General features: G+C 66.8%; 21 protein-coding genes, 1 tRNA gene and 1 other RNA gene. 6 read left to right on the plus strand and 17 right to left on the minus strand.

The genetic code is table 11. The annotated features are described in order from the left end of the window. Nucleotides 1-75 precede the first annotated feature (75 nt). The gene (locus tag QM634_RS04050) at nt 76-651 is read right to left on the minus strand and encodes a dihydrofolate reductase family protein (RefSeq protein ID WP_415041492.1); all 576 of its coding nucleotides are present in this window, start codon (nt 649-651) and stop codon (nt 76-78) included. A gap of 62 nt (nt 652-713) precedes the next feature. Then, a complete protein-coding gene (locus QM634_RS04055) occupies nt 714-917 on the minus strand; it encodes a hypothetical protein (protein WP_415041493.1) in 204 nt (67 codons plus the stop codon). Nucleotides 918-995: 78 nt separating this feature from the next. On the opposite strand from QM634_RS04055, the gene QM634_RS04060 reads away from it, so the two are divergent. From QM634_RS04060 to QM634_RS04070, 3 genes are all read left to right on the plus strand, one after another. After that, a complete protein-coding gene (locus QM634_RS04060) occupies nt 996-1,628 on the plus strand; it encodes a TetR/AcrR family transcriptional regulator C-terminal domain-containing protein (protein WP_415041494.1) in 633 nt (210 codons plus the stop codon). A gap of 360 nt (nt 1,629-1,988) precedes the next feature. Then, nucleotides 1,989-2,567: a GNAT family N-acetyltransferase gene (locus QM634_RS04065; RefSeq protein ID WP_415041495.1), complete on the plus strand. Its 579-nt coding sequence runs from the start codon at nt 1,989-1,991 to the stop codon at nt 2,565-2,567. Between the two features lie 75 nt (nt 2,568-2,642). Continuing rightward, complete coding sequence (locus QM634_RS04070; protein ID WP_415041496.1) at nt 2,643-3,458, plus strand: MerR family transcriptional regulator; 816 nt, start codon at nt 2,643-2,645, stop codon at nt 3,456-3,458. A gap of 31 nt (nt 3,459-3,489) precedes the next feature. Here the strand turns inward: QM634_RS04070 and QM634_RS04075 are convergent, their stop codons facing one another. Next, the gene (locus QM634_RS04075; RefSeq protein ID WP_415041497.1) at nt 3,490-4,272 is read right to left on the minus strand and encodes an AraC family transcriptional regulator; all 783 of its coding nucleotides are present in this window, start codon (nt 4,270-4,272) and stop codon (nt 3,490-3,492) included. 60 nt (nt 4,273-4,332) lie between these two features. Here QM634_RS04075 and QM634_RS04080 point away from each other — a divergent pair, with 60 nt between their 5' ends. After that, nucleotides 4,333-5,742, plus strand: a complete 1,410-nt coding sequence (locus tag QM634_RS04080) for an MDR family MFS transporter (protein ID WP_415041498.1) — start codon at nt 4,333-4,335, stop codon at nt 5,740-5,742. Nucleotides 5,743-5,765: 23 nt separating this feature from the next. Here QM634_RS04080 and QM634_RS04085 read toward each other — a convergent pair whose 3' ends face one another. Continuing rightward, on the minus strand, nt 5,766-6,377 hold the full coding sequence (locus tag QM634_RS04085) for a PadR family transcriptional regulator (protein ID WP_415041499.1): 612 nt from the start codon (nt 6,375-6,377) through the stop codon (nt 5,766-5,768). An 18-nt stretch (nt 6,378-6,395) separates the two neighbouring features. On the opposite strand from QM634_RS04085, the gene QM634_RS04090 reads away from it, so the two are divergent. Further along, complete coding sequence (locus tag QM634_RS04090) at nt 6,396-7,058, plus strand: DUF998 domain-containing protein (protein ID WP_415041500.1); 663 nt, start codon at nt 6,396-6,398, stop codon at nt 7,056-7,058. A gap of 95 nt (nt 7,059-7,153) precedes the next feature. Here the strand turns inward: QM634_RS04090 and QM634_RS04095 are convergent. The 3 genes from QM634_RS04095 to pgm form a co-directional block, all read right to left on the minus strand. Next, nucleotides 7,154-7,226, minus strand: a tRNA-Ala gene (locus QM634_RS04095). Between the two features lie 115 nt (nt 7,227-7,341). Next, the gene (locus QM634_RS04100) at nt 7,342-8,103 is read right to left on the minus strand and encodes a DsbA family protein (RefSeq protein ID WP_415041501.1); all 762 of its coding nucleotides are present in this window, start codon (nt 8,101-8,103) and stop codon (nt 7,342-7,344) included. Nucleotides 8,104-8,181: 78 nt separating this feature from the next. Further along, nucleotides 8,182-9,819, minus strand: a complete 1,638-nt coding sequence (gene pgm, locus QM634_RS04105; protein WP_415041502.1) for a phosphoglucomutase (alpha-D-glucose-1,6-bisphosphate-dependent) — start codon at nt 9,817-9,819, stop codon at nt 8,182-8,184. A gap of 60 nt (nt 9,820-9,879) precedes the next feature. Between pgm and QM634_RS04110 the strand changes: the two genes are divergently transcribed. Then, nucleotides 9,880-10,467, plus strand: coding sequence for a serine aminopeptidase domain-containing protein (locus tag QM634_RS04110; protein ID WP_415041503.1), 588 nt, complete (start codon nt 9,880-9,882; stop codon nt 10,465-10,467). A gap of 57 nt (nt 10,468-10,524) precedes the next feature. Here QM634_RS04110 and QM634_RS04115 read toward each other — a convergent pair whose 3' ends face one another. The 10 genes from QM634_RS04115 to ftsE form a co-directional block, all read right to left on the minus strand. Beyond that, complete coding sequence (locus QM634_RS04115; RefSeq protein WP_415041504.1) at nt 10,525-10,851, minus strand: transglycosylase family protein; 327 nt, start codon at nt 10,849-10,851, stop codon at nt 10,525-10,527. A gap of 114 nt (nt 10,852-10,965) precedes the next feature. Further along, a complete protein-coding gene (locus tag QM634_RS04120) occupies nt 10,966-11,427 on the minus strand; it encodes a hypothetical protein (RefSeq protein ID WP_415041505.1) in 462 nt (153 codons plus the stop codon). Nucleotides 11,428-11,481: 54 nt separating this feature from the next. Then, entirely contained in the window at nt 11,482-11,904 is a 423-nt protein-coding gene (locus tag QM634_RS04125) for a TA system VapC family ribonuclease toxin (RefSeq protein WP_415041506.1), read from the minus strand. Further along, complete coding sequence (locus tag QM634_RS04130) at nt 11,901-12,155, minus strand: hypothetical protein (RefSeq protein WP_415041507.1); 255 nt, start codon at nt 12,153-12,155, stop codon at nt 11,901-11,903. Before QM634_RS04130 ends, QM634_RS04125 begins: the two co-directional genes overlap by 4 nt. Before the next feature lie 102 nt (nt 12,156-12,257). Beyond that, nucleotides 12,258-12,631, minus strand: a transfer-messenger RNA (tmRNA) gene (ssrA, locus tag QM634_RS04135). A gap of 97 nt (nt 12,632-12,728) precedes the next feature. Then, nucleotides 12,729-13,673 carry an alpha/beta hydrolase gene (locus QM634_RS04140; RefSeq protein WP_415041508.1) on the minus strand — a complete coding sequence of 315 codons (945 nt, stop codon included), beginning with the start codon at nt 13,671-13,673 and terminating at the stop codon, nt 12,729-12,731. A 28-nt stretch (nt 13,674-13,701) separates the two neighbouring features. Continuing rightward, complete coding sequence (locus QM634_RS04145) at nt 13,702-14,448, minus strand: hypothetical protein (RefSeq protein WP_415041509.1); 747 nt, start codon at nt 14,446-14,448, stop codon at nt 13,702-13,704. 5 nt (nt 14,449-14,453) lie between these two features. Next, nucleotides 14,454-14,924, minus strand: coding sequence for an SsrA-binding protein SmpB (smpB, locus tag QM634_RS04150; RefSeq protein WP_415041510.1), 471 nt, complete (start codon nt 14,922-14,924; stop codon nt 14,454-14,456). A gap of 27 nt (nt 14,925-14,951) precedes the next feature. Beyond that, nucleotides 14,952-15,860 (minus strand): permease-like cell division protein FtsX, encoded by a 909-nt coding sequence (gene ftsX / locus QM634_RS04155; RefSeq protein ID WP_415041511.1) that lies wholly within the window; start codon nt 15,858-15,860, stop codon nt 14,952-14,954. Nucleotides 15,861-15,891: 31 nt separating this feature from the next. Further along, nucleotides 15,892-16,578: a cell division ATP-binding protein FtsE gene (gene ftsE, locus QM634_RS04160; RefSeq protein ID WP_415041512.1), complete on the minus strand. Its 687-nt coding sequence runs from the start codon at nt 16,576-16,578 to the stop codon at nt 15,892-15,894. Between the last annotated feature and the right edge of the window lie 9 nt (nt 16,579-16,587).

A 16,587-nucleotide genomic window follows, 5' to 3' on the forward strand; every position in this document is an offset into this window, starting at 1 on the left:
ACTAACAAGCGGCAGGCCAGAGAATGGCTCTGACCTGCCGTCTACGGGTGGACGCGATGGATCGCCGCAAGCCGGTCAGCTCGTGCTCTTCGGCTGGTATTCGAGTACGACGGAGCCGGTGCTCATGGTCCGCTGCGATACGAGTTCGAGGTCTCGTGGGCTGTGCTCACCGTCGAAGATCGAGATTCCAGAACCCGCGATGCGAGGCATGACCAGGAGTCGATAACGGTCAACGAGGCCGCTGGCGGCGAGCGAGCGGACCAGGCTGATGCCACCAACGGCGACGATCTCGCCGTCGAAGCCGCCCTTGACTCGCTCGATCACCTCGGGCAGCGGGCCGGACTCCACTGTGGCGTTCCAGCCCGGGTCTGTAAGAGTCGCGGAGACCACGACTTTCGGCAGTGCGTTCATGGTCACCGCGAACGCGCGATGCTCCTCCGGGTTGCGAGAGTCCTTTGCCGCGGCGGGCCAGATCGTGGCGTTCTCCAGGAATGCGGTGCGCCCGTAAAGGAGGAGTTGCCCTTCGTGAGCGTTCGCACCCGACCAGTACTCCTGCATGTCTCCGGACCAAGCCGGTGGAATCAGGCTCCGTTCGAGGGTCTGCGTGTAGCCATCGAGGGTCATGAACATCGCGATGGTAAGTGCTCCCAAGATGGTCTCCTTGTCGTGCTGTGGGTGTGCTCAATCCGGCGGTGCATCTGGCGTTCTGCCTTTCACGCGAGGCGAGGCTCTTGCCCTGCGTCCTTGGCCAGGCGGTCTCCGACCTTCAGCTCTTTCCAAAGTGCCCGGCTAACGCGGATCTTCTCTGTAGCGCCAGCGTCGGTCTGAACAGTGAGCCGCCGATACAGATTCGATCCGTCCAGCAATCCCCGCGACTTCTTGACCACCGTGCCAGCCCAGGCCTGTTTGTCGCTCACGTGATCCTCTTTCGCTAGTCGGATGCACGAAGCTTATCAGCGATAGGCTTCAGCGGCCAGCCGCGATATTCTGAAGTCATGCCGTACCCGCCGCGCACCGACCGAGCCGCGATCATTGCCGCAGCCATCGTGGTGCTGGACGAACGTGGACTCGATGGCGTGTCGCTTCGCGCGATCGCGACGCATCTGGGCATCCGCCAACCGGCGCTGTATCACCACTTCGCCAGCAAGGCCGACTTACTGGATTCCGTCGCCGACGAGATCCTCTCCCAGCGGCACGCGGACCGTCTCCCCCATGACGGCGAGCAGTGGGACGCCTTCGTAACGCGGAACGCGCGGAGCATGCGCCAGGCGATGCTCAGCATCCGCGACGGCGCCCGACTGATCGCATCCTCCGGCTCGCGAAGCCCGCGCCTCGACACAGCGATCGCCCAGGTGAGCCTCCTAGAGGACGCCGGCTTCACCGCAGCGGAGGCCGTCCTCGCCCTCATCGCGGTCTCGCGGTACACGATCGGATCCGCGATCGAGCAGCAAACCGCCCGCGACGGCGGCAATATCGTCATTGCAACCAGCCGATCCGATGACGAAGCAAGCCACTTCCTTGAGAGCATCCGGGACGTCGTCGCCATGGGCCCGGACCACGAGTTCGAGACCGGGCTCGCCGCCCTCATTCGAGGACTCGCGCCTGTCAACCCAATAGAGCAGACATGAGGAAGCCCGCTCCGACCGAGGTCGCAGTGGGCTTCCTCTTCGAGACACGCTCGCTGCCGAAGGCGTGGGGGGAAACTGACCTCGACCCCCTCGCACCGTGAGTCTCGACCGAGCGTCTACCGCATAAATTCAACGATCTACAGCGTGCGACCTGTGGATAACTCCACCGCGGTACGCCGAGCTGGTTCTTACTATCGTTGTGGTGTGGTGACCAGCGCAGATTGCGAGCGAGTGCAGACCGGGTGGTTTCGGACGCGGGCTGAGGTTCTTGGCGGGGGGGCCTGGACTGACGAAGACACCGTGTGGGTCGATGGACCTGACGGCTTGAACGCAATGTTTCCGACTGTCCTAACTCCGCCAGTGCTCAACCGCAGCATCAGCTACGCCCGTGACAACGGTCACGACATCATCGGCGTCTGGCTCGGCGAGGAGAATGATGTCGACCCTGGAGTGCTCGAACAGGCCGGGTTCACCCGAGGGTGGAAGCCGTGCTGGATGACCGCACCCCTGAACCGTGTACCCGTGAAAGTCGATCCGCGAGTCCGCCTTGAACACGCCACGCCGGGAAACCCTGACGCGCGCTCGCCATTCGGTGACTCCCTCGCCCTGACCACACTGCGCCCACCGACAGCGTGGTGCGCTGGGGCACGAGACCAGAGCGACGGAACACCGATCGGGCGTGCATGGGCGTTCCGCGAGAACAATCTCGCCGGAATCTTCGACATGGAAGTGCTCGAACCCTTCCAACGACAAGGCATCGGCACCGCACTGCTCTCCAGCGTCTGCCAAGCGGCCGCAGCGGCAGGTGCAACAGACGCCGTGCTGAACGCAACCCCGGACGGAAAACGCCTCTACCAGGCGCGCGGCTTTACACAAGTCGGCAGCGGCAACACCTGGTGGAATCACCTCAAGACACGGGCGCAGTTCCCGCCTCTTTGATCGCTCCGGGCTGAAAGGTGAGTCGCCGGCCTTGGGCTTGCACCTGACGTGGCGTGAGGTCATAGGGTCGGTTGCATGAAGAGACACGGCGCCGGCGGTGAGACGAGCGACGTGGCCAAGGTTGGCTCGTTGGCCGCGGCGACCGGCCTGACCGTGCGTACGTTGCACTACTACGACGAGATCGGCCTGTTGTCCCCCTCAGCGCGTACGGCCGCGGGGCACCGGCTGTACGCGGCCGACGATGTGCAGCGGCTGTACCGGATCGTGACGCTACGGCAGCTCGGATTCGCCCTGGACGAGATCAGCGCGACGCTCGATGACCCCCGCTGGGATCTTCTGGCAACGATCAACCGGCACATCGGCCGGATAGATCACCGACTCGGCGTCGAGCATCGGCTACGCAACCGGCTGGCCGCGATTTCCGACACACTCACACGAGATCGCCACGATATCGACATCCACGAATACCTGCACATCTTGGAGGACATGTCCATGCTCAGCACAACGATCCAGCGCCGGATCCCCACGATCGTCTACCGCGACATCGCCGCAGCGCACGAGTTCCTGACCACCGTGTTCGGTTTCGAACCGGGCCGGGTGGCGCAGGCACCGGACGGCACGGTCTACCACGCCGAGGTCACCGCGGGCGATGGCGTGATATGGCTGCACGCCGTGTCAGAACGGTTCAGACTGCAATCGCCCCTCGCCCTCGGCGCATCCACTGAACAGATGTCGATCGTGGTCGAGGATGTCGACGCGCACTACCGGCGAGCCGAAGAGCACGGGGCCGAGATCGTCTATCCGCCCACCGATCAGCCCTACGGGTCCCGCGAGTACGGCGCACGCGACCCCGAAGGACGATTGTGGTCCTTCCTGTCCCCACTGACCTGACGCGGGTCAACACCATCGCAGATGTCAGGGCCTACTCCTGTTGGGGTAGATAGGTGCCGGGCGTGTGGCCGGTGACGCGGTGGAAGGCTGCGATGAACGAGCTGGACTTGTGGTAGCCGACTTTCCGGGCGGTGGTGCTCACCGAGGTGCCACTGGTAAGCATCGGGATGGCGGCACGGATGCGGACGTGGGTGCGCCAGGTGGCGAAGGTGAGTCCGGTTTCGGTGCGGAACAGCCGGGACAGAGTACGCACGCTGGCATGGACGTGATCGGCCCACGCAGTGAGCTCGCGCCGGTCGTCCGGGTGGGCGATGAGCCGTTCGGCGATCGCGCGGGCCCGGCTGTCGGCCGGCATAGTGATCTGGATGTGATACGCCGGTAGCGGGGTGAGTAGCTGGAACATCAGCTCCTCGGCCGCTGGGCGGGTGGGATCGTCGGGAACGATCCGATGCAGGTGCGTGATGATCTCTCCCAGTAGTCGGCCGACGGCGAAGCTGGTGGGCTCGGTCCAGGCGAGGGGGAAGCGGCCGGCGGGGAAGGCGATCGTTGTGATCTCCCCGGCGTGCAGCACGGCGCCGGAGTGCTCGACTCCGCCGGGCACCCACAGTCCGTAGCCGGGCGGAATCAGCCAGTCCCGGCCGGCGACGGTGCCCACCAGGGTTGCGGTCGAACTCCAGGTGAGCATTGGCTCGGGGTGCGCATGCAGATGCAGCCGCTCATGGTCTTGGGCGGTGTCTCGGTCGATGCTCAGGACCCGCGAGGGCGGCTCGCCCGGGTTGGCCGGTCCGGGGTATTGGTTGTCCTGCGCGCGCACAACGGACAGCCTAGCTTAGGTATGCCTAATGTTGTCCCGGCTGAGAGAAGTGCATGCCTGATGAATGATGTGGTGACCGAGTCCGGGGCGGAGCCGTTCTCCCCCGCCCTGCGCCGGGCGGTTAGCGTGGTGATGATCGGCGCGACCTTGTCGTTCCTGGATACGACGATCGTCAACGTTGCGGTGCATAGCCTCTCCGACGATCTGCACGAGGGTCTGAACGCGGTGCAGTGGGTGGTCACCGCCTACCTGCTCGCCCTGGCCGCGGTCATCCCCCTCAGCGGGTGGGCTGCCCGCAGGTTCGGCGCCGCGCGGGTGTATGTGGTCGCGCTGACGGTGTTCACGATCGGGTCGGTGCTGTGCGCGTGCTCCCCAAACCTGGGGATCCTGGTCGCCGCCCGGGCGCTGCAGGGCATCGGGGGCGGGCTGCTCATGCCGGTAGGGACGATCATCTGGACCGCGCAATCCACCAAGGCGCAGATGGGCAAGGTGATCGCGCTGATGGCGATCCCGGTCATCCTCGCCCCCGCACTCGGCCCCGTCCTCGGCGGTCTACTCATCCAGGTCATCAACTGGCAGGCGATTTTCTGGCTCAACCTCCCCATCGGCCTCGCCGGCATCATCCTCGCCCTGCGGCTACTGCCGAAAGAACGCGGCGGCGACGCGGGACGGTTCGACGTGCTCGGCCTGATCCTCGCCTCGGCCGGCATAGTCGGGATCACCTACGGCCTGGCCGAGATAGGCGTCGCCGGTCGACTGGACTCCGCTGCGGTCATCGGGCTGCTGGTTGGAGCGCTCGCCCTGGCCGGGTTCGTTGTACACGCGCTCCAGACCAAGAGGCCACTGCTGGACGTGCGACTGTACGCCAGCCGAGAGTTCACCGCGGCTTCGATCGCCACGTTCGCGTTGGGAGCCGCGAACTACGGAGGCATGATCCTCATGCCCCTCTACCTCCAAAGTGTCCGCGGCGAGGGTGTCATCATGGCCGGACTGCTGGTCGCACCCACTGCCATCGGGGCCCTGCTGTCCGCACCGTTCACCGACAGGTGGGGTGCCGGGATTACCTCGTTCGTCGGTGCCACGATCCTCGCCGTCGCGACCGTCCCGTTCTTGTTCCTGACCACCACCACGTCGTACTGGCTGCTGTGCGCGGTGATGGTCGTGCGCGGCATCGGCTTCGGCCTGTCGATCCTGCCGACGATGACCGCCGCCTACCAGGCTCTGCGACCGGACCAGATTCCCGACGCCACCCCCCAGCTCAATGCCCTCCAGCGCGTCGGCGGCGCGATAGGCACCGCGATGCTCACCGTCGCCCTGACTGGCCAGCTCAGCCACACGACAACCCTTGCGGGGCAGGCCAGCGGATTCGGGGCCACGTTCGCATGGGTACTCGTCATCACGATCATCGCCATGGTCCCGACGATTGTGCTCGCCAGAATCGAACACCGAACCCGCCCCGCCTCGCCATGACTCAGGCTCGGAGGCGGGATCGACTACTCGGTTGGCCGCCTCACGTAAGGTTCAGGCTGCCAGGTGAAGGTGCCGTCGCGTAGTTCCGCGATGGTCTCCCTGAGCCATTCGTGCTCGGCGGTGAGCATTGCGCGGCGGTACTCCTCCTCGATCAGGAAGATTCGGTCTAAGCCACACCCGATAGCGATGGTCTGGCGTTCTTGTTCCGCGAGTGTCGCCTCGATCCACTCCTGGCGACGTTCAAGCTGTGCGGCAAGTTGCGCGGGCGTGAGTAGAGACGCGGTGGCTAGTGCCGCTGGGAACGTCGGGTACTCGTTGCGCGGCGCGCTCAAGGTATCTGCGAGCCATGTGTGCAGGGCGGTCCAGCCCGCGTCGGTGAGTCGGTACGGCCTGTCTCGACTGTCAGAGGACAGTGGGGTGACCAAGCCATCGCGCTCCAGCCGTTCTAGGACTTGGTAGAGACTGTTGCGGGAACCGACGTTCACCACACTGCCCTTGTCCTGCGCAATCAGCGTCTGCTGCATCTGGTAGGCATTCAGCGGCCCGCGTACAAGAGTAGCGAGGAGCACCAGGGCCAATGGGCTCCGGCGCCCAGGCACGGGCAGGCCCCCATCGTGTTGCCGCTTCTCGACCATAAAGTCATAATATGACGCATGGCGAGCAAGACACCACAACTGCCGACCACTTCCCGACCCCTGGCCTGGACACCGCTTGGCGCGGTGATCGGTCCGCTTGTGTTCACCGGCACCTTCTTCGTACTCGCTGCCAGTTGGCCGGGCTATTCACCGGTCCGTCAACAGATCAGCGTGCTCGCCGCCGCACCCGGTGGGATCGCGCTCGATATCGCCTTCGTCGTCGCGGCCACACTGATGTTCGTCGGACTACTCGGGCTGAGCCGGACACTCCTGGCCGACCTCTCACCCGGCATCCGCGTGGCCGTGACGGTACTGCTGTCAATCCCGCTACTCGGCATGGTGATCTGCGGCGCTTTCCCGTTCGATAGTTCCGCGTCGTTCATGCACATCATCGGCGCAAACATCGCCTGCTCGTTCCCGGTCATCGGTTTCGCAGTCTCAGGCATCCTGCTTTGGAAGACGCCGGACCACCGCCGTCTCGGCGTCGCGCTCGTGTTTGCAAGCATCCTCACCGCACTCGCGCTAGCGGCCTATCTCACCAGCGCACCGCTTGAGGACATCCGCACCGTTGCAGGCGGCGGGACACTCGGGCGCTGGGAGCGCATCCTCGTCATGGAAATCTTTGCCTGGTACGTCGTATTGGGCCTCGCAGCATTTGCCCACCGACGAGCAACCGATTGAGCAGGCGCGAATGGTTCCGTCGACCTTCTCGTGGGTGAAATGGAGTCAGCGCCCCGCCAGGGTGATCCTGACGAGGCGCTGACCCCCATAAACGGTGGAGCTAAGGGGACTCGAACCCCTGACCCCCACACTGCCAGTGTGGTGCGCTACCAGCTGCGCCATAGCCCCGTGTGCAGTTTTGCGGTTGTGCTCATCGGCGGAATCCGCCGCAAGCGCATTAGCGAAACTACACCATCGCCGCAACCGCCTACAAATCCGATCGGCGGCGGTCGCAGCGGGTCTTCTACGCGCCGAGCAGCTGCTGCAGCCAGTTGGCGTTGGTGCGCTCGACGAGCTTCCCGTCGCGGGTGATCGACGGCGTGCTGACCTGACCGTTCGAGATCTTGGTCAGCAGATCCAGCGACTCCTTCGCCGACGCGGTGGCCGCGGGAACCTGCGCCCCCTTGGCGATGCAGCGCTGGGTCTCGACCTTGGCGCCGACCTTCGAAGCCATCTCGGCCAGGGCGAGGTTGCTGTGGTCGGTCTTGCCGTGCTCCATCGGCTGATCGGCGAACAGGGTGCTGTGGAACTTCAGGAACAGGTCCTGGTTCTTCTCGCCGGCAACGCACTCGAGGGCGGCACCGCCACGCGTGGAGTAGTCGCCCGACGGCGACGACTCGTTGAGGAAGTTCAGGGTGCGGAACCGCACGCGGAGCTTGTTGCCGCGGATGGCGTCGGCAACCTTGCCGCCGTCGGTCTGCTCGAAGGCGCCGCACGCCGGGCAGAGCGGGTCCTCGTAGATCTCGATCGACACGGGGGCGTCGGCGGCACCGAACGTCATGTCGGTGACACCCGGGGTGACCGGCCCATTGAGGTCGATCTTGAAGTCGCTGTCGGCCTTGGCCGCCTTCTCGTGGTTGGCGGCCCACACCACGCCGGCGATGACCAGCGCGGCGACCAGGATCACCGACAGCGACACCAGGACGTAGGTGAGGGCTTTCGACGAGGACTGGGGCTTGTAACCGCCCTTGACGTTGGGGATCGCGGGGCCCTGTTTGGCACTCACGTGGTGGCTCCTTGTGTCGTGACTGTGTCTGGATTGGGTAGAACGCTACCCGAGCGGCGCTGAGATGCCGCTAAGACTTCACCCCTGCGCCAGCGCGGCGTCGACGACGGACTGCGCCTCCTGCTGCACGCGGTGCAGGTGGTCCTCGCCGCGGAAGGACTCGGCGTAGATCTTGTACACGTCCTCGGTGCCCGACGGTCGGGCCGCGAACCACGCGTTGGCAGTGGTGACCTTGAGGCCGCCGATGGGGGCGCCGTTGCCGGGTGCCCGGGTCAGCACGGCGGTGATCTCCTCGCCGGCCAGCTCGCTCGCGCTCACCTTGTCCGGGGTCAGGGCGGCCAGGACCGCCTTCTGCTCCCGGTCGGCCGGGGCGTCGATCCTCGCGTACGCCGACGTGCCGTACCGATCGGAGAGCTCGGCGAAGCGCTGGCTGGGGGTCTGTCCGGTGACGGCGAGGATCTCCGAGGCGAGCAGGGCCAGGATGATGCCGTCCTTGTCGGTGGACCAGGGACTGCCGTCGAAGCGCAGGAAGGAGGCGCCGGCGCTCTCCTCCCCACCGAAGGCGATCGTTCCGTCGAGCAGTCCGTCGACGAACCACTTGAAGCCGACCGGAACCTCGATCAGTCGTCGACCGATACCTGCGACGACCCGGTCGATCAGCGACGAGCTGACCAGCGTCTTGCCCACCGCCGCGTCCGCGCCCCACCCGCTGCGATGGGTGAACAGGTAGTCGATGACCACGGCAAGGTAGTGGTTCGGGTTCATCAGCCCGGCGTCGGGGGTGACGATGCCGTGCCGGTCGGAGTCGGCATCGTTGCCGGTGGCGATGTCGTAGCGGTCGCGCGCGGCGATCAGCGAGGCCATCGCATTCGGCGAGCTGCAGTCCATCCGGATCTTGCCGTCGGTGTCCAGCGTCATGAAGGCGAACCGCGGGTCGGTGGTCGCGTTGACCACCGTCAGCGACGGCAGGTACCGCTCCCCGATCGCCGCCCAGTAGTCCACCGACGCCCCGCCCAGTGGATCGGCACCGATCCGGATGCCCGCGTCGGCGATGGCAGCCAGGTCGACCACCGTGTCGAGGACGTCGACGTAGGTGTCGAGGAACGAGTAGTCGGTCGCCCGGGAGCGGGCCTGCTCGAAGGGGATGCGGCGGACGTCGCGCAGCCCACCGGCGAGGATCTCGTTCGCCCGATCGGCGATCGCAGTCGTCATGGTCGAGTCGGCCGGTCCACCCGACGGTGGGTTGTACTTGAAGCCGCCGTCGCGCGGCGGGTTGTGGCTGGGCGTGACCACGATGCCGTCGGCCCGCGCTCCCCCACCCGAGTTGTGCGCGAGGATCGCGCGGCTGACCGCGGGGGTCGGGGTGACCGCATCGCCGACTGCCGTGCGGACGTCGACGCCACCGGCGACGAGCACCTCGAGTGCGGTGCGCCACGCGGGAACCGACAGCGCGTGGGTGTCGAAACCGATGAACAGCGGACCGTCGATCCCCGCACCGGCGCGGTACTCGACGATGGCCTGGGTCGTCGCCAGGATGTGCGGTTCGTTGAACGCCCCGTCCAGGCTCGATCCGCGGTGCCCGGAGGTGCCGAACACGACGCGTTGGGCGGGGTCTGCCGGGTCGGGGGCCAGGTCGTAGTAGGCCCGTTCGACCGCGTCGACGTCGATGAGGTCCTCGGCGGTCGCCGGCGTACCGGCGCGGGGGTGGGCGGCCATGAACCCAAGTTATCCTGTGCGGTGACAAACCGCGCCCAACCCTCGGGAGGCTCTCGCCCCATGGCACCTCGACTCGGGGTTCTCGTGCTGCCCGGCGGCACCGACTTCTCCTACCGACCGTTCTCCCCGTGGCAGGACTCCGCGCTGCGCATGTACCCGTTCACCTGGTCGCTGCGTGCGCGCTTCCCCGGCGACGTCGTGGTCGAGCAGGTCCGCTACCGCGTGTACGGGTGGAACGGCGGACAGGCCAGCCCGATGTGGCACGCCCGCGCCGCCCTCGAGCGGATGGCGCGCAAGCACCCCGGTATCCCCATCGTCGTGATCGGCCACTCGATGGGCGGCCGCGTTGCTGCGCAACTGGGCGGCGACCGTCGCGTCCTCGGGGTAGTTGGCCTGGCGCCGTGGTGGCAGTTCGCCGACTGGCGTCAGATCCACGGCGGCGCCCGCGTCCTGGCACTGCACGGCACCGCCGACACCGTCACCCTCGCCCGACGAACCGCCAAGGGCATCGCCGAGCTGCGCGATCGCGGCGTCGACGCCACCTACGTCGAGATCCCCGGCGGCAAGCACCCGATGCTCGACCACGTCGGCACCTGGCAGCGATCGGCGATCGACTTCGTCGGTGAACTGCTGCGCGACCTGCGCTAGAACGCGAACAGTCCCCCACCCATTCGGGCGGGGGACTGTGTCGGTCGAACCGGTCGACTAGCTGTAGAGCCGGCCACCGCACGACGGCCAGGCGCCGATGCCCTGACGGGCCAGGACGCGCTCGGCGACGGCGATCTGCGCCTCGCGCGAGTTCTGGTGCGGCATGCCGCTGCCACCGTTGGCCTGCCAGGTGCTCTGGCTGAACTGGAGGCCGCCGTAGTAGCCGTTGCCGGTGTTGATGGCCCAATTGCCACCGCTCTCGCACTGCGCGACGGCGTCCCAGTTGTGGCCGGCCGCGTTGGCGGTGCCGGTGATGGCGACCAGCGGGGCGACGGTCAGGGCGCCGGCGACAGCGGCGCGGATGGCGAGCTTGGTGATGCTCATCAGGTGAATCTCCTCGTACGAAAGTCCGTCTTTGCGACGGCGGACGAAAAGACTGTACGCATAAAACCGCCAAAGGTCACAATCGGGTAACGGCGAAGTGGCCGCCGTCAGGCGCTAGCGCCAGGTGCTGCGCATGGACGCCGGGGCGCCGACAGCAGCGAAGGCGGCCGCGTCGAAGGGGTCGGCGACGATCCGTCCGCCGGTCGGCGGATTCACCACGACCACCCTTGCCACCCGACTGCCGAGAGACGCCGCGTCGGCGATCTGATGCGCGATCACCGTCGCGGCGTCTTTCGTCGCGTCAAGGCCGGCGCCCAGCGAACACAGGTGAACCTCGACCACGAGTCGACCCGTACCCGGCGCGGGGACGACAGTCGCGGATCCCGTGCTGAACCGCGGCGACAGCGACGCGAGGCCACCGGCTGCCGCGTGGATCGCGTTACCGAGCCCGTACTCGGCGGTTGCCTCGCCCGCGCAGGGCGGCGTCGATGCCTGCGGCTGCTGCTCGCCGCACGCACCCGCGCCGAGTGCAACGACAAAGAGGGCGGAAGCGACCGACACGGTCTTACGGTGCATGGCGATCTCCTTGGAAGAGTGGTGTGAGGATACGGAGCGACAGTTGATCTGTTGTCACTGCACGGAGATGACCCGAACCGAGGGGTATCGCTCGACCATGCGTCGGTCGAGTGTTGCCAGACGCGCCACGCTCGACTGCGCGAACGCCGCGAGGTAATCGTCCGTCCAGAGCTTGTGGCTGTCATCTGAACGCGCGGAGAACGCGCGGAACAAGGTGTCGAGCCCCGCCGGCTCCTCCCGCCATACGACTCGCTCGTCGGCGGTCAGCGCGTCAAGGACGTCCCAGGCCGCTGCTCGCTCGAGCACATCCGCACCCATCACGGCGCGATTGGAGAGAAGCCGAAGTAATCCCGTCTGCGTGACACGGCAGAAGGCAAGGTCGTCGGATTGCCGATCGACCCATCCCGCGGCGACCTCGTGGTGGATGTGCCGCGCCCACACCGCGGCCAACCAGACGCCGACGTCGACCAGGATCACGACGTGTACCGCGCTGCCTCTTCGGCGTCGAAGGCCGCTTCGATCTCCGGGTAGGTGACGTCCACCCGCGGCGTTGCTCCGCGGGCACCGACCAGCGGAAACACAACCCGGCCGCCAGGAGTGCCGGTCGAACCCCCGACCTCCTGCGACAAGGCGCGAATGAACAGCTCCTTGAGGCTGATCCCCCGGTCGGCGGCCGCCATCTTCGCGGCCCGCATAAGGTCGGCCGGTACGTCCACCGTTGTGCGCATAAAAACATATTAGCAGTCCGCCGCTTCCACAGCGGCCGATGTAGGGGTGCCCAAGCACGACAAGGGCCCCCTGACCAGCTCAATCAGGGGGCCCTTGTCGTTGAGTGGAGCTGCCGGGAATTGAACCCGGGTCCTCCGCCGCTTCACTGGGGCTTCTCCGTGTGCAGTCCGCTGTGTCTCTACTCGGATCTCCCGGTCACGCGAACAAGCCGAGATGACGATCCCAGTCGCTGTTTGATTTCCCGACCCCGTCCGCGACCGGCGGAGTCGGTGAGTTCCCTAAGCTGATGCCGGCATCCGGGTGTGGGAACGCCACCCGGGCCGACAGACTAGCTTCGCTACTTAGGCAGCGAGAGCGTAGTCGCGCTGATTGGAATCGGCGCTTAATTGGTTGCTGCGACGCTTAACGGTGGTCTCTAGCCTGCACCGACACGCTTCCCCCAACTCGACGCACAGAGTCGAAACCGATCAGCCCCGAGTGGGTTCCACCGCTTTCACGGTGGACAGTCAAGTGTAACCGTGACAGTCGGACAAATCATCCCGATAAACCTCCGGGGTGCCGCACGCTGCCGGTCAGGCCCCGATGGCCGGCCCGATCTGCGCCCAGGAATCCATCATCTGCTTCTCGAACAGCTTCCATGTGTGCGCGCCGTACCGCATCACCCGATAGGTGTTGGGCACACCGGCCCGGTTGAGCGAATCGTGCATGATCTGCGTGCACAGATGGGTCACGGCCTCCACCTCGGCCGGTCCGACGAGCAGCGCCGCCAGCGGGGTGGCCTTGTCGACCTCGCCGGGCATGCCGGTCGAGGTGCCCAGGTAGACCGCCTTGCCGCGCAGGCGTCCGGGGTTGCGGGCCGGGTCGTGGTTGTACCAGGCCGGATCGTGGGAGAACCCGCGCATGTTGATCGGGTTGCCGCCGCCGTAGAGCGTGAACGCCCACGTCGAGATGAAGCCGGGCAGACTCGTCGACGCCGGGCAGCCGCTGTAAGAGGCGGCGGCGCGGTACACCGGCGACCGTCCGGCCAGGTCCAGTGCCGGGCCGGCGCTCTGTGAGACGCCGGCGATCGCCGCGCGGCCGGTCGTCGGGAACACCGATGCGAGGGCGGCAGGCAGCTCGTGCAGCAGGTAGGTCTGCCACTTGCTGATGCCGCGCGCCAGATCCGGGTAGCGCCAGTCGGCGTAGTAGTCGAAGCCGCCGCCGACCGGGGACACGACCGTCACGGCCTTGTTCGCGAAGAACTGCCGGTAGCTGGTGTAGGTCCGCCACTTGTCACCGGTGGCACCGCCGGTGCCGCCGTTGAGCAGGTAGAACACCGGCTTGGCGCCGCCGCCGGAGTTGAGGACCTCGTTGACGATGACCTTGCGCATCGACGGCGAGTAGACGCTGACCAACACGAGCTGGCCGTCGACGCGGTTGATCTTCTGCACGTAGGGCGCGGCGTTGGCCGCCGGTGCCTGGGCCACGGTCACCGCGGCCACGGCCGCGAGGAGGATCCCGGAGAGGCGTTTGAGCATTCCTAGATCAAACCAGATGCCGTGGAGCTCAGACGATTCGGATCAGCAGCGTGTCGCCGGGGCCGATCGGGCCACCGAGCCGACCGCCGCTCGAGGTGTATTCGCGTCCGGTCCAGGCGTCGACGCCGTGGATCGTCCCGGCCAGTCCCAGTGCCGCGGTGGCGACGTCGATCGTCGCCGTCGTCGACCGCGGATTGTGCAGTGCGACGATCAGCCCCTTCCGGCCGATGGCCCTCGACGACACCTCGGGCACCTCGCCGTCGGGGTCGACGCGGATCGCTCCGCGCGGGACCGGGCCACCCACCCCGACGCGTTCGTCGGCGGCCAGCTCCAGCACGTCACGGTTGGCGAGGACCTCGCCAACGCCCGGCGCCGACGACCGTGGATCCCCGTCGACGACGATGGGCCGCGCCGCCATCACCGCGGCGGTCAGGTCGGAGCGCAACCGCGCCGGATCGGGTGTCGCGGGGATGTCGAGCCCGCGATCGGGACGGGCGGTCACGACGACCACTCCCCGATCAGCGGCCGCCGTCGCCACCGCGTCGCGTGACGGCGCGTCGGCGCAGGCCTCGACGATCAGGTGCCGGTAGCCGGCGTCGCGGAGTCCGCTGCGGACCAGGCCGTCCACGACCGGCAGCACGTCGCCGATCGAGCAGCCGACGCGGCCGAGCCAATGGGGTTGGGGTATCGGCGGGGTGGGCGGATTGACCGCGCACGCGGTCAGCGCGACGCCGAGAAGGACGGTCGACGCCGCGGCGACCCGCACGTGCGCCACCGGCGCTACATGCCCTTGACGCGACGGCCGAGCTCGCGCTCGACCTCCCGCTGGGCGGTGCGCTTGGCGATGTCGTGGCGCTTGTCGTGCGCCTGCTTGCCGCGGGCGAGCGCCAACTCGACCTTCACGCGGCCGTCGTTGAAGTAGAGCGAGAGGGGCACGAGGGTCAGGTTCCCGTCGCGGACCTTCCCGACGAGGTTGTCGATCTCCCGGCGGTGCAGCAGCAGCTTGCGGTTGCGCAGCGGCGCGTGATTGGTCCACGACCCCGACCCGTATTCGGCGATGTGCAGCCCGCGCAGCCAGACCTCGCCGTCGTCGATCGTCGCGAACGCGTCGACCAGCGAGGCCTTGCCGTCGCGCAGGCTCTTCACCTCGGTGCCGAGCAACGCGACGCCGGCCTCGTAGGTGTCGAGGATCGCGTAGTTGTGTCGCGCCTTGCGGTTGGTCGCGATCACCTTGCGACCCTTTTCCTTCACTGCCTGTCCTTCCCGCGGGGTGCGCGGTTATTCGCGCACGTACCACCGCAGGGTGACATATGCCGTCGCTCCCGCCAACACAATTCCGGTGAGCAGCAGCCACGGCGAGATGAACAGGACGTCCGCGCTGGAGACGCGGGCCAGGATGTTCACCCGGTACAGGTCGTTGAGCGCCTCGTCGAAGAAGTACTTGCGCCCGATCATCAGGCCGCCGACGGCGAGCACCGTGCCGATCACCGCCGCGACCACCGCCTCGATCAGGAAGGGCAATTGGGTGTACCAGCGGGTGGCGCCGACCAGTCGCATGATCGACACCTCGGTGCGCCGCGTGTACGCGGCGACCTGGACGGTGTTCGCGATCAGCAGCACCGCCGCGACACCCAGGATCAGCGACAACACGAAGGCGGCGTTGCGCGCGCCGTCGAGAACGCTGAACAGGCGGCTGACCAGCTGTCGCTGGTCCTGCACGCCGTCGACGCCGAGGTCCTGGCGGCCCTTGAACTTGTCGATCACCGTGCCGTACTTCTCCGGGTCGTTCACCTTGACGCGGAAGGACGCGGGCATGGTGTCGGGGTTGACGGCCTCGGCCATCTCCGGGGTGTTCTTGAAGACCTCCTTGGCGCGCTTGTACGCGTCGTCGAGGTTCACCCAGGTGACGTTCGTGACGCCCGGCTCGTTCTTGAGGTCGTCGCGCAGCTGCGTGCACGGCACCCGCTCGCAGTTCGGGTCGGCGCTGGCGACGGCGTGGTTGACGAAGATCTGCATCTCGACGCGGTTGAAGAAGATCTCCTGGCTCTTGTTGGCCATCTGCATGACCAGCAGGCCGGCGCCGAGCATGCCGAGCGTGATCGCGGTGGTGATGATCATCGCGACCGTCATGGTCACGTTGCGCCGCAGCCCGTTGAGGACCTCGGTGATGATGAAATTGGCGCGCATAGTTTTGCTGCTCTCCCTCGAATGCGGTGCGTCAGCCGATGCCGTACACGCCGTGCTTGTCGTCGCGGACCAGGTGACCGTTGTCGAACTCGAGGACCCGTCGGCGCATGGCGTCGACGATCTGCCGGTCGTGGGTGGCCATGACGACGGTGGTCCCGCGACGGTTCACGCGGTCGAGCACCTCGACGATCTCCTGGCTGGTGATCGGGTCGAGGTTGCCGGTGGGCTCGTCGGCCAGCAGCACCAGCGGCCGGTTCACGATGGCGCGAGCGATCGCCACGCGCTGCATCTCGCCGCCGGACAGCTCGTCGGGCATGCGGTCGGCCTTGCCGCCGAGACCCACGTACTCGAGCACGTCGGGCACGACCTGGTTGATGGTCTCCTGCGACTTGCCGATCACCTCGAGCGCGAACGCCACGTTCTCGGCCACCGACTTCTGCTGCAGCAGCCGGAAGTCCTGGAACACGCAGCCGATCGACTGGCGCAGCTTGGGCACCTGGCGGGCGCGCAGGGAGTTGACGTGGAAGTCACCGACCCAGATGTCGCCGGAGGTCGGCTTGTCCTCTTTGAGGAGCATCCGGAAGAAAGTCGACTTGCCCGAGCCGGAGGGGCCGATCAGAAAGGCGAACTCGCCCTTCTCGACTTCCAGGCTCACATTGGACAGCGCAGGCCTGGTCGAGGCCTTGTACTGCTTGGTGACGTTCTCCAGCTTGATCACGGGATGCCA

It is taken from the genome of Gordonia sp. (in: high G+C Gram-positive bacteria), from assembly GCF_047606305.1.
GTDB lineage: Bacteria > Actinomycetota > Actinomycetes > Mycobacteriales > Mycobacteriaceae > Gordonia.